The sequence below is a fragment of the Ectothiorhodospira lacustris genome, assembly GCF_022227785.1.
Classification (GTDB): Bacteria; Pseudomonadota; Gammaproteobacteria; order Ectothiorhodospirales; family Ectothiorhodospiraceae; genus Ectothiorhodospira; species Ectothiorhodospira lacustris.
Genome location: NZ_JAJNQM010000028.1, coordinates 23009 through 37978, shown reverse-complemented (window position 1 = coordinate 37978; position 14970 = coordinate 23009). Strand labels below are relative to the sequence as shown.

15 protein-coding genes are annotated in these 14970 nt (G+C 62.6%); 2 read left to right on the top strand and 13 right to left on the bottom strand.

Annotation, left to right across the window (positions count from 1 at the left end):
* Window positions 1-1571: putative bifunctional diguanylate cyclase/phosphodiesterase (locus LQ952_RS07345; protein WP_238622009.1), on the top strand; the 1571-nt coding region annotated here is incomplete at its 5' end.
* 113 nt (window positions 1572-1684) lie between these two features.
* On the opposite strand, the gene LQ952_RS07340 is transcribed toward LQ952_RS07345, so the two are convergent.
* The 13 genes from LQ952_RS07340 to nifH form a co-directional block, all read right to left on the bottom strand.
* Entirely contained in the window at window positions 1685-2008 is a 324-nt protein-coding gene (locus LQ952_RS07340; RefSeq protein WP_238622008.1) for a cupin domain-containing protein, read from the bottom strand.
* A 201-nt stretch (window positions 2009-2209) separates the two neighbouring features.
* Entirely contained in the window at window positions 2210-3418 is a 1209-nt protein-coding gene (gene nifS, locus LQ952_RS07335; RefSeq protein WP_238622007.1) for a cysteine desulfurase NifS, read from the bottom strand.
* 2 nt (window positions 3419-3420) lie between these two features.
* Complete coding sequence (gene nifU, locus LQ952_RS07330; protein WP_238622006.1) at window positions 3421-4107, bottom strand: Fe-S cluster assembly protein NifU; 687 nt, start codon at window positions 4105-4107, stop codon at window positions 3421-3423.
* Window positions 4108-4134: 27 nt separating this feature from the next.
* A complete protein-coding gene (gene fdxB, locus LQ952_RS07325; RefSeq protein WP_238622005.1) occupies window positions 4135-4425 on the bottom strand; it encodes a ferredoxin III, nif-specific in 291 nt (96 codons plus the stop codon).
* A 180-nt stretch (window positions 4426-4605) separates the two neighbouring features.
* Window positions 4606-5064, bottom strand: coding sequence for a NifX-associated nitrogen fixation protein (locus tag LQ952_RS07320; RefSeq protein WP_238622004.1), 459 nt, complete (start codon window positions 5062-5064; stop codon window positions 4606-4608).
* A 34-nt stretch (window positions 5065-5098) separates the two neighbouring features.
* Window positions 5099-5539: a NifB/NifX family molybdenum-iron cluster-binding protein gene (locus tag LQ952_RS07315; RefSeq protein WP_238622003.1), complete on the bottom strand. Its 441-nt coding sequence runs from the start codon at window positions 5537-5539 to the stop codon at window positions 5099-5101.
* Between the two features lie 10 nt (window positions 5540-5549).
* Complete coding sequence (gene nifN, locus LQ952_RS07310; protein WP_238622002.1) at window positions 5550-6980, bottom strand: nitrogenase iron-molybdenum cofactor biosynthesis protein NifN; 1431 nt, start codon at window positions 6978-6980, stop codon at window positions 5550-5552.
* A gap of 1 nt (window position 6981) precedes the next feature.
* Window positions 6982-8394 (bottom strand): nitrogenase iron-molybdenum cofactor biosynthesis protein NifE, encoded by a 1413-nt coding sequence (nifE, locus tag LQ952_RS07305; protein ID WP_238622001.1) that lies wholly within the window; start codon window positions 8392-8394, stop codon window positions 6982-6984.
* A 228-nt stretch (window positions 8395-8622) separates the two neighbouring features.
* Window positions 8623-9342 carry a nitrogen fixation protein NifX gene (gene nifX / locus LQ952_RS07300; RefSeq protein ID WP_238622000.1) on the bottom strand — a complete coding sequence of 240 codons (720 nt, stop codon included), beginning with the start codon at window positions 9340-9342 and terminating at the stop codon, window positions 8623-8625.
* 150 nt (window positions 9343-9492) lie between these two features.
* Window positions 9493-9705, bottom strand: coding sequence for a putative nitrogen fixation protein NifT (gene nifT / locus LQ952_RS07295; RefSeq protein WP_238621999.1), 213 nt, complete (start codon window positions 9703-9705; stop codon window positions 9493-9495).
* A gap of 73 nt (window positions 9706-9778) precedes the next feature.
* On the bottom strand, window positions 9779-11350 hold the full coding sequence (gene nifK / locus LQ952_RS07290; protein WP_238621998.1) for a nitrogenase molybdenum-iron protein subunit beta: 1572 nt from the start codon (window positions 11348-11350) through the stop codon (window positions 9779-9781).
* 99 nt (window positions 11351-11449) lie between these two features.
* Window positions 11450-12919 carry a nitrogenase molybdenum-iron protein alpha chain gene (gene nifD / locus LQ952_RS07285; protein WP_238621997.1) on the bottom strand — a complete coding sequence of 490 codons (1470 nt, stop codon included), beginning with the start codon at window positions 12917-12919 and terminating at the stop codon, window positions 11450-11452.
* Window positions 12920-13051: 132 nt separating this feature from the next.
* A complete protein-coding gene (nifH, locus tag LQ952_RS07280) occupies window positions 13052-13933 on the bottom strand; it encodes a nitrogenase iron protein (RefSeq protein ID WP_238621996.1) in 882 nt (293 codons plus the stop codon).
* Between the two features lie 173 nt (window positions 13934-14106).
* Here nifH and LQ952_RS07275 point away from each other — a divergent pair, with 173 nt between their 5' ends.
* Entirely contained in the window at window positions 14107-14940 is an 834-nt protein-coding gene (locus LQ952_RS07275; protein WP_238621995.1) for an NAD(+)--dinitrogen-reductase ADP-D-ribosyltransferase, read from the top strand.
* The last annotated feature ends 30 nt before the right edge of the window (window positions 14941-14970 follow it).

The following is a 14970-nucleotide window of genomic DNA, read 5'->3' as shown; positions in this document are numbered from 1 at the left end:
CGTTTGCCGACGTCATGCACCACGGCCACCATGTGCAGGATATCGAATACCGGGTGCAGCATTCGGATGGCAGTTGGCGCTGGCATAGCTCCAGTGCCCTACCCTCACGGGACGAGGCGGGCCAGATCACCGGCTTCCAGGGGATCGCCCGGGATATCACCGCCCGCAAGCAGGCCGAGGACGAGATCAGAACCCTGGCTTTCTACGACCCGCTGACCCAGTTGCCCAACCGGCGCCTGCTCACCGAACGCTTGGAGGCGTCCGTCGACCTCTGCCGGCACGAGAACCATCATGGAGCGCTGTTGTTCATCGATCTGGACAACTTCAAGATCCTCAACGACACCCTGGGTCATGACCAGGGTGACCGCCTGCTCACGCAGGCGGCCAGGCGCATCAGCGGCTGCGTGCACAAGGCCGACACCGTGGCCCGTTTGGGTGGAGATGAGTTTGTGGTCATGCTGCACAGACTCAGCCACGAAGCCCAGGAGGCCACGCAACAGGCAGAGATTGTCGCCGACAAGATCCTGGCTGCTCTGAACCATCCCTATCTCCTCGGCAGCCAGGAGCATCACAGCACCGCCAGTGTCGGCATCACCCTGTTTCATCGTGAGCCGGTGAGCGTGGACGAACTCATGAAGCGGGCCGACCTGGCCATGTATCAGGCCAAGGCGGCAGGGCGCAACACCCAGCGGCTGTTCGACCCGGCAATGCAGGCCTCAGTGACGGCTCGAGCCGCCCTGGAAAGCGACCTGCGCCGGGCGCTCACGGAAGAACAGTTCCTGCTGCATTATCAGGCCCTGGTGGACGACGACGGCCAGTTAACGGGTGCCGAAGCCCTGCTGCGCTGGCGGCACCCGGATCGGGGCCTGGTGCCCCCCGGAGAGTTCATTGCCCTGGCGGAGGACACGGGGCTGATCCTGCCCCTGGGGCAGTGGGTGCTGGAGACCGCCTGTGCCCAATTGGCCGAATGGGCCCGGGACCCTTCCCTGAAACACCTGAAGGTCGCGGCTAACGTGAGCGCCCGCCAGTTCCGGCATCCGGACTTCGTGCCGGGTGTGCTGCGGGCACTGAATACCACCGGTGCCGACCCTCACCGTCTCAAGCTGGAGATCACCGAAAGCCTGTTACTGGAGGACGTGGAGGAAGTGATCGGCAAGATGCGGCAGTTACGGGCCCGGGGCGTCACGTTTGCCCTGGATGACTTCGGCACGGGCTACTCTTCCTTGAGCTATCTCAAGCGCCTACCCCTGGACGACGTGAAGATCGACCAGTCGTTCGTCCGCGATGTGCTCAACGATCCCAACGACGCGGCCATTGCCCGGACCATCGTGGCCCTGGCAGGTACACTCGGCCTGAGGGTGATCGCCGAGGGGGTAGAAACCCGGGAACACTGGGAGTGGCTAAGCCGCAATGGCTGCCACACCCACCAGGGCTATTATTTTGGCCGCCCGGGGCCGGTGGGGATCATCCAGGAGGCCATCCCGAACCGGACCCCTCCCACCCAGCGGGCAAGCTCCCCGATACGGGCTAACCCCCGGCCGGATGCGGATAAGCGGCCTGGAAGTAGATGAGCGAGTTGAAAGATACCTGAGTTCAAAACTGAAGCAGTAGAGCGAGATTTTGGGAGGCCCACGACTCCGCCGAACACCTGGACTGGCGTCAGGAAAAAGTATGTGGATTTTTACTACTTATAGAAAACAGCCAGCCAAACGGTGATCTCATCTGGATCTGTCCAGGCCACCTTGTGTTTGACGTGTGCCGGTATATTAATGTAGTCACCCGCTGATAAGTCACATTTCGATCCATCTTCAAAAATCAAGGATGCCTTACCCTCGACAACCATTACCCATTCGTTCTCGTCCTGATCGTACCATCCGCTATCAGGTGAGGCATGCCCCTTGGAAACAATACGTTCAATTCTCACCGGTGAAGAACGAACAATATCTTCAAAAACCTCTGATTTAAGGTCCTTGGGAAGCGAATCAAATATATTCAGCGCTTTATGCATTATTCGTAGCGATTCCAGAGCCGGAGAACTTTAACCACCCGTTCTTCATCAATCACTTAGCATACCAGGCGGCGCTGAACATTAATCCACCGTAAAACAGATTTATAGCGACGGGAGGGTTGATTGGCGCCCAGCGCCCAGCACCTACCCCTCTCCCACAGAGGGAGAGGGACTTTCCTGAGAGACCGATCGCATCCCAAATCAGGCATACGCAGGCGCAAATACTTTTTCCGGGTCCGTGACCGGGCCGTCCACGCCCCAGTAGGGGGACATCTTGCGCAGTCTGGCCACGATCTCGGGCATGACTTCGATCACCCGGTCGATCTCGGCCCGGGTGTTGTAGCGGGAGAGGGAAAACCGCACCGAACCATGGGCCGCGGTGTAGGGAATCCCCATCGCCCGCATGACGTGGGAGGGCTCCAGGGAACCGGAGGTGCAGGCGGAGCCGCTGGAAGCGGCGATCCCCACCTGATTCAGCAGCAGCAGGATGGATTCCCCTTCGATGTACTCAAAGGCCATGTTCAGGGTGTTGGGCAGCCGGTTGTCCTGATCCCCCATCACCAGGGCATGGGGAATGCGTGCCGCCAGACCCGCCTGCAAGTGGTCCCGCAGGGCACGAACCTCTTGGTTTTCAAAGTCCATGTGGCCCATGGCCAGCTCGGCGGCCTTGCCCAGAGCGACGATGCCGGCACTGTTCTCGGTGCCGGCCCGCCGACCCCGTTCCTGATGGCCGCCCCGCAGCAGGGGCCTAAAGCGTAGGCCACGGCGCAAGTAGAGCACGCCGATGCCCTTGGGGGCATGCAGCTTGTGACCGGAGAGGGAAAGCATATCGATGGCGGAGGATTTCAGGTCGATGGGCAGCTTGCCCACCACCTGCACCGCGTCGGTGTGAAACATCACACCGGCTTCCCGTGCCATCCGGGCCATGGTTTCCACCGGGAACAGGGTGCCGGTCTCGTTGTTGGCCCACATCACCGTCACCAGGGCCACCTGGTCCGACAGCAGGGCGGCGTAGTGGTCCAGGTCCAGTCGTCCCTTGCCATCCACCGGTAGTCGATGGATGGTGTAGCCCTCTTTTTCCAGTTGTTCGCACACGTTGAGGATGGCCGGGTGTTCCACCACGGTGGTGATGATCTCCCGGCGCTGGGGCTGGGCCTTCACCGCCGAGAAGATGGCGGTGGAATCAGACTCGGTGCCGCAGGAGGTGAACACGATCTCCGAATCATGCTCCGCCCCCAGCAGGGACTGCACCTGGCCCCGGGCCTGCTTGATGGCGTGCCCCACCCGGTTGCCGAAGCTGTGGATGGAAGATGGGTTGCCGAACTGCTCGGTGAAGAAGGGCAGCATGGCCTCCACCACCGCCGGGTCCACCCGGGTGGTGGCGTTGTTGTCCAGGTAGATGGGCTCCATGATCATTCCTCCATGGCCACGGATCGTACCGACATCTTCGGCATGGTGCGGACCGTAGCCCCACGACGGGCATCGGCTGGCTGAGCGGTGACATGGTTTTCCGGGTCAAACGCCTCGCCCCGTTCGGCCAGCATCCGTACCAGGATCTCCTCGATGCCCTCGTGGCAGGCGCTGCAGCCGCCGCCGGCCTTGGTGTAGAAGGTCACGTCCTGGACCGTGCGCAGGCCGTTCTCTCGGATGGTCTGCTCGATCTTGATGGCATCCACGGCAAAGCACTTGCAGACCAGGGCGCCTTCTTCGTGATCATCCTTCCAGACCTCGCCGCGATAGTGGGCGATGGCCGCTTCCAGGGCCTCCCGCCCCATGACGGAACAGTGCATCTTCTCCGGCGGCAGGCCGTCCAGGAAGCCGGCGATGTCCTCGTTGGTCACTTCCAGGGCCTCATCCAGAGTCATGCCCTTGATGAGTTCGGTCAGGGCAGAGCTGGAGGCGATGGCGGAACCACAACCGAAGGTCTGGAAGCCGGCATCCAGGATCACCTGGCTCTCCGGATCCACCTTCAGGGTGAGGCGAAGGGCATCCCCGCAGGACAGGGAACCCACCTCGCCGATGGCATTAGCCCCTTCGACCGCACCGGCGTTGCGGGGGTTGAAGAAGTGCTCTTTGACCTTTTCGGAATAGTCCCACATGGCTTCTGTCCTCCGGGATTCTATCGTTCAGCTCGCCAGAGCGGCGGGCGCATGGGTATGGCAGTTCTTCGGGCAGACCTTGGCGCAGGCCTGGCAACCGATGCAGTCCATCGCATCCAGCAGGCGCATGACCATGGAGGCATCGTCGTCGAAATCATCGTCGTCATCGTCGACCTCCCGTTCCGCCAGTTCGAAGCAGTTACGGGTGCAGACCTTGTAGCAGCGGCCGCAGCCGATGCAGTTTTCTTCCTTGAGTTCGGTGATGAAGGCCGGTGTCCAGGGGGTCCCGCCCCGGGTGAGGCCGGTGATCTGGGTCATGGGTGTCGCCTCTTCTCTATGTTTGTTTTTTGTCTCCCTTCTCCCCCAGGGGGAGAAGGGCCGGGGATGAGGGATGGGCGTGGCACCGTGCCGTGGGCCTTCCCCTCACCCCACCCCCTCTCCCGCAAGGGGAGAGGGGCTTGTTTGTCATGCCCCTTTTCGATGAAAGGGGCTGGTTTGTTACATCCCGGCCACGTCCGGGTGATCGCCGACGATGTTCAGGGCCACCGACAGCAGCTTGTCCGACTCGGTCTTCATCTTCGACAGGCTGTCGAAACCGAAGCGATGGACGTCACGCAGGGTCTTGTCCACCACCAGCAGCTTGCCCACGGAGATGATCACGCGACCAAAACCCTCCCCGTTCAGGCTGAGCATGACCGTGGCCATGCGGCCGCATTCCTTCTCGATCAGCACCGCGACGGCGTTGTAGAACGCATTCACCCGTACCAGGGTGGCCCGGTCCATGTCGGCGACCAGGGGAATCTCCTTGCGCTTTTCCGGGGTGATGACGAACTGGGACAGCAGCTGTTCTTCGGCTTGCCCATCCCGGGTTCCGAAGGTGTCCAAGGCCCGCATCTGACGGACCATCTCCTTCATGAAATCGGTTTCCAGAATGGGATCAGCGGTGGTATTGCTCATGGATGTCTTCCCCAAATGTCCACAGGTTGATGGATCAGGCTTCTTCCCATGGCTCGGCGGCCATGGCGTCAAACCGGTCCGGGTCCGAACGTCCCTGCTGCATGGCCTTGGCCAGCCAGGGTGGCGGACTGCCGTCCCGAATCACATCCTGAAGCTCGCTCAGCAGCGGACCGATACGGGTCCCGTGAGCCACCTTCAGGGGTTGTACCCCCAGGGCCAGGAGTTGCTTCACCGCCGAGGCGCCCGCTGCTTCGCAATACACGGCGGCGCAGCCCTGCAGGGCTTCGAACTTGGCCATCAGCTTGTCCTCATGGCCGTCCTGGGACTGCAGACCGAACTGCACGGCCTCCACCAGTGCAGCCCCCTCACCGTCCAGGCGGTAGATGGCCAGACACTGGGCGGACCCGAAATGCTGGTCCACCCGTTTGAGGTCCGTACTGGCAAAGGCAATCAGAATCGAGGTTGGCAATGACATGGCGGCGGTCTCAGTGACAGGTGGCGTAACCACCTGCAGGCGACGCTGAAGTCCCATGGCGAGGACCCTCCGGAAGGTCGGTGTCGGGAGAACGGTCGTAGATGGAGCGGTACGGGGTCACGCCGTGATGGGACGCCACCCGCAGGTTGGCAAGATCGAACAGGGCCTGTTGCGCCCCCGCATAGCCGATCCAGGTCCGCCGGAAGCCACCCAGCCAGTCATACTGGGGGAACCCGGCCCGCAACAGGGGGATGCCCAGTCGCTGGGCCGAGGCCACCCCATGGGCATTGGCAATGAGCAGTTCCGCCCCCTGCTCCCGGGCCATGGCCTCCAGGTCTTCCAGGTCGCCGATCTTGATGGTGCGTACTGTAAGGCGATCCAGTACCGGCGCCTTGACGGGCACGGCGGCGGCCACCACCTCGCTGCCCACTTCCCGCAGCAGGGCCGAAAAGCCCGCCAGCAGGTCCGCCTCGCCGGCCACGGCAATGCGTGCCAGCCCCATCATGAAATGGGTGTCGAGCATCGCGTCCTGCAGACGGGCGCGCTGGCGGCGCAGGCGCGCCGGCACCGGCCGGCCGCTGAGCCGGGACAGGGCCAGCAGCAGTTCATCCGTGGCATCCATGCCCATCAGGCCGTCAAAGCGTAGATCCGGCACCCCGGTGCGGGCCTTGAGCAGGTCCGCCGCCGTGGCCATGGAGGCCCCCACCACCAGAGTGGCCTGGGCATTCCCCAAAGTGGCCAGGGCGGACAGAGGCGTGCCGCCGGTGGTCAGGGCGGACAGGCGCGCCTCGTCCAGATGACCGTCCAGGGAGGCGGACAGATCCGGCAGGACCACCGGTTCCAGGTCAAACGCCTCGATGATCTCCTTGAGATGGTCCACATCGCCCGGGGTCAGGCTTGACCCGACCAGCACGTTGAGCTGCCGGGGCCGACTGCCGGGGACCGTCCCGGCCGCCTTCGCCTCGGGCACCAGGGTGTCGATGAGGGCGGTCACCGCCAGGGCAAAGCCGGTCTCCGCCGAGCCGCAATAATCCGGGGTGTTCACCGGCACCACCGCCACTTGGGCGAATTCAGGATGCTGCATCCGGAACTCCCGCACCACCCGGTGGATGTCGGCCCCTTCCGTTTCCGACAGCCCGGTGGTGACGATCCCGATCAGAGCCGGCGCGGACTTATTGCAGATGGTGGCCAGGCCTTCCAGCAGGGCCTCGTCCGCCCCCATGACCGCGCTCACCTGGTCCATGGCGGTGGTCTGCAGGGGGATGGGTTCCCGGAAGTGACGCACCAGGAATACCTTGGCAAAGGCGGTACAGCCCTGGGCGCCATGGAACATGGGCATGGCCCGATCCATGCCCAGGAACGCCAGGGCGCCGCCCAGGGGCTGGCTGGCCTTGAGGGGGCTGACGGACAGGGCCTTGTTGCGCTTGAGGATCTCGGGCATGTCAGCGGACCTCCACGGTGACGGGCATGCCGTCGGCATCCCAGGGTGCGGGTTCACGGACCCGGGGCCAGATGGGGCTTTCCAGGGTGATGGCCAGCTGACGGGCCAGTTCCAGCATCCCTTCATAGCCGGCATAGGCGTGCTCCCGTTCCTGGTTGATATCCAGGAAGGGCATGCGGGCCTTGAGGGCGGTGTAGAGGTTGCGGCCACCGGCGATAAGCATGTCGGCCTGTGTCTCTTCGTAGATACGAAGCAGATTGGCGGGACTGCCGTCCTCGATCATGACCGCGTCCTCCCCCATCAGCTGACGGATCCGGGCCTTGTCGGCGTCGGTGGACTTGCGGGTGCCGGTGGCCACCACGGTCATGCCCAGATCCTGCAGGGCGGACACCACGGACCAGGACTTGACCCCACCGGTGTAGAGCAGCACCCGTTTGCCTCGCAGGCGATCCCGCCACGGTGCCAGGGCGGCATCAATGCGGGATTCTTCCCGGGCGATGAGATCCTCGGTGCGCCGGGTCAGATCCGGATCATCAATCAGGCAGGCAAAGTCACGCAGGGCCTGGGACATGTCCTGTACCCCGTAGAAGCTGCCCTCGAACCAGGGGGTGCCGTAGCGCTCTTCCAGCTTTCTGGCCACGTTGATCATGGCCTTGGAACAGACCAGCATGTTGGCCTGACTGCGGTGCATGGACTGGATCTGGTGGAAGCGGGCGTCCCCGGACAGGGTGCAGAGGATGCGCAGGCCCAGTTCGTCGAACAGGGGCAGCACGTGCCAGAACTCGCCGGCGATGTTGTATTCGGCAATGAGATTGACCTGATGGACCCGGATGCCGGGGCGAACCGCGGAGTCGGGGATGGGGTCCGGCTCCCGCGTGCCCACCACCTTCTTCACCATGGTCTCGCCGGCGATGCGGTTGCCCAGGTTCTTGGAGCCGTAGAAGCCGGCGGCATCCACGTGCACCACCGGTACCTCGAAGCGTTCCTGGGCGGCCTTGCAGACGGCATCCACGTCATCACCGATGAGGGCAGTGACGCAGGTGTTGTAGACGAACACCGCCGGTGGCCGGTGGGCCTCCACGGCCTGGCGGATGGCGTGGAACAGGCGCTTTTCGGAGCGGCCCATGATCACGTCCTGCTCGGTAAGGTCGGTGGTCATGCCCAGGCGGAACAGGTCCGGGCCACCCGAGGAAAGTGTACCTCGGTTGTCCCAGGTGTTACCGGCGCAGGCGATGGGGCCATGGACGATATGGGCCACATCGGCCACCGGCAGCAAAGCGATCTGGGCACCGTCGAAGGCACAGCCACCGGCGGTGGCGCCGGGCTTGGGCCGGGTGCAGCCGCCCTTGGGCTTGTGGGTGTTGTGGGCACAGGCCGGTTCGTCCAGCAGTGCCTTGATGTCCTGAGCCTTCATGCCTTGCCTCCGCGTTTGGCGCGTTGTTGACGTGATTTACTGCAAGGAGTGGGCCAGGCCGGATGATGGCGTCAAGCTATTGTTTATTTGAGACTTTCAGGAACGAATTGATTGTTGCGAATGCGACAATGGCGGGAGGATTGGAGGAAGGGTGTCATTGTGGAGGATGGGGCTCCCCCCCCCCTCATCCCCGGCCCTTCTCCCCCGGAGGGGAGAAGGGCGATTCATTCAGGCCTCCAGCCCGGTACGGAATTTTTCCAACGTCTGCGGCTGGCGTCCCATGGACTTGGCCAGCCAGGGCGGGGGGGAACCTTTAAGGACATCCTGCAACTGGGTGATGACTTCCGAGGCCACGCTGCCCCGGGGGAACTTCACCGGGTGCACCCCGGCGCGAATCACCTTGGCGGCGGCGGGACCACCGATGCCCTGGACATACAATACTTGGCAGTCATTCACCATGGCGGCACGGGCGGCGTTGCGGTCATCGCTCAGATCCGCAGTTTCCGTCTCGCGGATGTCCACCAAACGGGCCTCGGTGGCGGACACCTGATAAACCAGAAACCGCAGGCAAGAACCGAAATGTCCGTCCAGCTTTTCTCCGGTATTGGAGGCCATGGCGATGCGTACGGAATCGGGCATGTCACCGGACACGTAATCCTCAATGACGGGCAATCCGGGCTCCACGTCCCGTTCCCCACTGAGATACCGGACGGCCATCTCCAGGGCCTCGTCGCCGGGGCCGCCCTCCTCCCCTGATTCGGACTTGGGGCGCTTGAAAGCCTGGCGCAGATCCGCCACGGTGAGCCTGGCCAGGCCATCCTCCCGGATGGGGGCATCCACCTTCTCGATGATGGCCTCGATCAGGCGCGGTAGCTGCACCCCGGGCAGGACCCGGCTCGCCAGGGCGATACGCAGGGCGCATTCACGGTTGAGGATGTCGGGTGACATGGGAATCTCCTGATGGTGTCGATATCTGGCTCATTCATTGACACGGCAACCCATGCCGTTCGGGCCGAGCCTGTCGAAGCCCGTTGCCAGGCAGCCACCTTCGACCAGTGCCGGGGAAACGGCGCTGTCTGAAAGATGACCGCTTCAATATCACAGACGCTTGGCGCGCAGCGTGATGGGCAGCCGTGGCTCCGGGTCCATGGGCTCCAGGTAATACCGGGTACCGTCCGCCAGGGTCAGTTCCCCACCCCAGAGTCCGGGGCCTTCGTGCTCCATGGAAACGATCATCTCTTCCAGATCCTTCTTGGGGACGTACAGGGACAGGCCCCCGGCTTCGGTCTTGTTGATCATGACACTGGGCATGATGGTGTTCTCTCCGGCGAAGTAAGCCCCTCTCCCGTGGATGGAAGAGGGGCAAAGATGAGGACGCGTGGGGTTAGCGAACCAGATCGTAGTTGTAGTCCGTGTCGCCCATGATCCGGGTCTCTTCGTCCAGACGCTCCAGCACCGCGTTCACCAGGGTGGTGAGGATGTACATGCCGCCCTCATAGCCCAGGGTGGTCATGCGATGCAGGTGGTGACGGTCGAAGATGGGAAAGCCGATCCGCACCAGCGGCACTTCGAACTCCTTGCCCTTGGCCAGCGTGTCGCGCTGGATGAACTTGCCGTAGGAGTTGCCGATCAAAAAGTCCGGCTTGTCGGTGAACACCAGGGAGCGCAGGTGCCACAGGTCACAGTTGGTATGCACTTCGCTGCGGGCGCCGTAGGGGCTCTCGGAGAGAACCTTCTCCATGGCCTTCTTCCAGCGCTTGTTGGCATGGTGCACCAGGATGTGCCTGGGCTCGGCGCCCAGCTCCATCAGGAACTTAGCCATGCCCATGACGAAGTCCGCATCCCCGTACAGGGCGTAGGTCTTGCCGTGCAACCAGGTGTGGGAGTCGGTGATCATATCCATCAGGCGACCCCGCTCCTTTTCCAGGGAGGCCGGGATCGGCTGACCGGTGAGTTCGGAGACCTTCATCAGGAACTCGTCGGTCCATTCCACCCCCATGGGGATATTCAGCTTGGGCACTTCATGGTTCCAGGTGCCCTGCACGTACTTCTTGGTCTTCTCCAGCTGCCAAGGCTGCAGCAGCAGGGTATTGATGGCGTTGGGGGCATCCTTGAGTTCTTCCTGAGTGGTACCGCCGGCATACATGCGGTACTCACCATCGGCGGGGGTGTCCAGCACCTCCTCCGGGTCGCACAGCAGGGTGGCATCCACCCCCATTTCCTTCATCATGCGCTTCATCACCCGGTAGTTGCCCAGGTAGGTCTCGAAGCCCGGTACCAGGTTGAGCTTGCCGTTCTTGCCGGGCTCCTTGCCTTCCATGTCGTTGATGGTGAAGTAACGGATGGTGCCTTCGAACATGTTGTCCCAGCCGGTGGTGTGGCTGCCCACGAAGGACGGGGTGTGGGCGTAAGGCGTGGGAAACTCTTCGGGGATGTAGCCTTCCTTCTTGGCGTTGCCGATGAAGGCATTGAGGTCGTCACCGATGACCTCAGCCATGCAGGTGGTGGAGATGGAGATCATGGCCGGCTTGTACAGGGCCTTGGCGTTCTGCAGGCCTTCCATGATGTTCTTCTGTCCGCCGAACACGGCGGCATCTTCGGTCATGGAGTCGGAGACGCAAGCGACGGGCTCACGGAAGTGCCGGTTCAGGTAGGTGCGGAAATAGGCCACGCAACCCTGGGAACCATGCACGTAGGGCAAGGTATTCTCAAAACCCAGGGAGCACAGCACCGAACCCAGGGGCTGGCAGGCCTTGGCCGGGTCCACGGTCAGGGCCTCGCGCTGGAAGTTCAGCTCCTTGTACTCTTCCGTGGTGGTCCATTCGAAGATCTCACGTACCTTCTCGGGGCTGTGGGCCTCCTCGGCGACGGCCCGCTTGCGGGCCAGGACTTCCTGATACTCCTCGCTCTGGAACAGGGGGTAGCAGGGTTTGATGTTTTCTGCGTTCTGGCTCATGGTAATTTCTCCTGCCGCGCCACCAATCTGTGGACGAACGGTCTGGAATGACATCTGTCGGTGGCCGTGGCGCCGGTTACGGCGGCGCCACGGTCAGGTTCAGGCGGCCTTGGCGGCAGCGTCAGCTTTCTTCCACGGGGCCTGGAGCTTGTCCCAGCAGGGATTGTTCAGGGTCATATCCATGTCCCGGGCGAAGATGGCAAAACCGTCGTAGCCGTGGTACGGACCGGAGTAATCCCAGGAGTGCATCTGCCGGAAGGGAATGCCCATCTTCTGGAAGATGTATTTCTCCTTGATCCCGGAACCCACCAGGTCGGGACGCACCCGCTTGACGAACTCTTCCAGCTCATAGCCGGTGACGTCGTCATACAGCAGCGTGCCTTCACCCAGGTCCTTGATGGTGCGGTCGTAGTCGTCGTTATGAGCAAACTCGTAGCCGGCACCCACCACTTCCATGCCCAGGTCCTCGTAGGCGCCCACCACGTGACGGGGGCGCAGGCCACCCACGTAGAGCATCACCTTGCGGCCTTCCAGGCGCGGACGGTACTTCTCGATGATGGCGTTCATCTCGGACGTGTACTTGGCGATCACCCGCTCCGCCCCTTCCTGGATCTTCTCATCGAAGAGCGAGGCGATCTTGCGCAGGCTCTCGGCGATCTTGGTGGGGCCGAAGAAGTTGTATTCCATCCACGGAATGCCGTACTTCTCTTCCATGTGACGGGCCAGGTAGTTCATGGAGCGATAGCAGTGCAGCAGGTTCACCTTGGCCTTGGGGGCCAGTTCCAGCTCGGAGATGGTGCCGTCGCCGGACCACTGAGCCACTACCCGCAGGCCCATTTCCTCCAGCAGGATGCGGGAAGCCCAGGCGTCGCCGCCGATATTGTAGTCACCGGTCAGGGCCACGTCGTAGGGGGTGGACTCGAAGCTGTTGTCATCATCCCGGTTGGGCAGCACCCAGTCGCGGATGGCGTCGTTGGCAATGTGGTGACCCAGGGACTGGGACACACCGCGGAAGCCTTCGCAGCGCAGCGGCACCACCGGCTTTTCCAGTTCCTTGGCCTTTTTCTTGGAGACGGATTCGATGTCGTCACCGATCAGCCCCACCGGGCACTCGGACTGGATGCTGATGCCCTTGTGCAGGGGGAACAGGGTCTGGATCTCGTCAATGAGCTTTTCCAGCTTCTTGTCACCGCCGAAGACGATGTCCTTTTCCTGGAAATCGGAGGTGAAATTCATGGTGCCGAAGACATTCACACCGGTGTGGCCGGTGTAGTAGTTGCGGCGACCGGCGCGGGAATACTGGCCGCAGCCGACGGGGCCATGAGAGATATGGACCATGTCCTTGATGGGACCCCAGACCACGCCCTTGGAACCGGCGTAAGCGCAGCCGCGGATGGTCATCACCCCGGGGACCGACTTGCGGTTGGAGACGATGCACTTCTTGGCCTGTTCGGTATTGGGATCACTGACAGCCAGGTGCTTCGCACGGTCCTTCCGGGCTTTCTCCGGATAGACCTCGAGGACTTCCTGGATCAGGGCCTCGGCTTCTTCGCGTTTCATTGCGCACATTGCGATTTGCTCCTCTTGCGCCGCCACTAATCCGTGGACGTACGCCAGGTGGAATTCTCATGAACACGCCGCTGCGCGGCGCGCCTGCCGGCGGAAGGCCCCCACGGGGCACCTCCCTTCCGGCCTGAACCCTTATGCGGTGGCTTCTTCTTCCGCGGTCTTGCCGACGATGCTCTCGTCTTCCGCGTCCAGGATGCCGAATTGCATCAGCAGGTCTTCCAGCTCATCCATGGTGCAGGGGGTGGGGACCACGAACAGCTTGTTGTCGATGACCTTTTGGGCCAGTGCCCGGTACTCGTCGGCCTGCTTGGCCTTGGGGTCATACTCGATCACGGTCATGCGGCGAATTTCGGCCCGCTGCACCACGTTGTCGCGGGGCACGAAGTGAATCATCTGGGTGCCCAGCTTTTCGGCCAGGGCGACGATCAGGTCGTCTTCACGGTCGGTGTTGCGGCTGTTGCAGATCAGACCGGCCAGACGGACACTGCCGGAACTGGCATACTTCACGATCCCCTTGGCGATGTTGTTGGCCGCGAACATGGCCATCATCTCGCCGGAAACCACGATGTAGATTTCCTGGGCCTTGTTTTCGCGGATGGGCATGGCGAAACCGCCGCAGACCACGTCGCCGAGCACGTCGTAGAAGACGAAGTCCAGGTCTTCTTCATAGGCGCCTTCCTCTTCGAGGAAGTTGATGGCGGTGATGACGCCGCGGCCGGCGCAACCCACGCCCGGCTCGGGACCGCCGGACTCGACACACTTGATGCCGGCGTAGCCGGTCTTGAGTACGTCTTCCAGTTCCAGGTCTTCCACGCTGCCGGCATCGGCGGCCATCTGCATGATGGTATCCTGGGCCTTGGCGTGCAGGATCAGACGGGTGGAGTCGGCCTTGGGGTCGCAACCGACGATCATGATCTTCTTGCCGGCCTCGGCCAGGGCCGCGACCAGGTTCTGAGTGGTGGTGGACTTGCCGATACCGCCTTTACCGTAGATTGCACATTGACGAAGGGCCATGGCTTTGTTCTCCTCTGCCTGACTGTTGCGATTGGGTGTGCGTGCACCCTGTATTCAGCAAACCCCGTGCCAATCGCAAAATAAATGCATAAGCCTCTGTTTATTAAGTTAAAAACACTCTTTAAACAATCCGACATTGCACGTGAGATACACGACAAAGACCCCCGTTCTGTATGGATAACGACACCCCGCCGCCCCCTTCCCTACCCGCTGAAGCCCGTCTGCCCATCAATCGCTGCAATCTGCCCGCGGTGATCCTGGGCAGCCTCACCTTCCAGGATCACCCCGCCCCACTGGAACTGGATGGAGTCAGGGCCCTGCATGGGGATTTGTGGCGTCATTTGGATGGGCTGGATGACGCAGCGGTCCGTATCCATGACTTCATGGCCTACATGCGCGGCCACTTCTGCCTGGATGATCCGGTGGCCTGCGGGCTGACGCTGGGGGAAGAAGGCGGTCGGGCGCGGGCGGATTACCTGCGCACCCTCCGGGGCTGGTGGTTCAACCCGGATGGCCGGGAGGCGGCGGTCGTCAAGGGCTGGGTGGAATCCCGTTTCGGGCTGATCACCCGTTTTCACCGCGAACCCCTGCCGGATGCGGAGTCGGAGGCCTACGGGCGGTTCATGCAGGAACGGGTCTGTGGGGTTTACAACACCAATGCCCTGGAATCACAGTTGGACCTGCTGTACTCCTACACCCAGTATGAACTGCGGCGGCGGGCACCCGCACGCACCCATCTCACCCTGTACCGGGGCGTGAACCGGCTGGCGGACCACGAGGTGCTGGCCCATCTGTCCGGCAGCGAGGCCTTGGTGCTGTTGAATAACGTGAATGCCTTCAGCGCGGTGCGGGAACGGGCGGACGAGTTCGGGGACTACATCCTGACGGTGAAGGTGCCAACGACCAAGGTCTGCTGCTTCCAGGACCTGCTACCGGGGGTGCTGCAGGGCGAGGGAGAGCACCTGGTGATCGGCGGGGTGTACCGGGTGAAGGTCAGCCTGATGTAAGCCCCCTCTGTGGAGAGAGGCGCCCGCCAT